General features: G+C 65.6%; 1 protein-coding gene. It reads right to left on the reverse strand.

Going from position 1 to position 320, the window contains the following annotated elements; all coding sequences use genetic code 11:
• Positions 1–320: hypothetical protein (locus tag ADK60_RS26955; protein WP_159400596.1), on the reverse strand; the 320-nt coding region annotated here is incomplete at both ends.

Here is a 320-nt window from a genome sequence, read left to right on the forward strand (position 1 = left end):
CGTCGCAAGCGTCGACCCCGTACCGTCCAGCAGCAGCTGCCTCATGATCTCCGTCGACACACTGGCCGTCATCGACCCCATCGACGCACCGAGCGGATCGAACACCACCCGGTAGACACCGTCCACCGGCAACGAGGTCGTCGGGAAGGTGCACGTCGGACCGCAGTACTGCGCAGAACGCAACACCGAACCGTCCGGCTTCAACACCGACACCTGCGCCTTCAACGAATCCAGCGTCCCACCACTGAACCCGAACGCCACCCGCTGCCCCACCGAACCCACGAACGTCCACACACCGTTCTGCCCCGGCACCGTCGTCG

Origin of the sequence: Streptomyces sp. XY431, assembly GCF_001279805.1 — a bacterium.
GTDB classification, from domain to species: domain Bacteria; phylum Actinomycetota; class Actinomycetes; order Streptomycetales; family Streptomycetaceae; genus Kitasatospora; species Kitasatospora purpeofusca.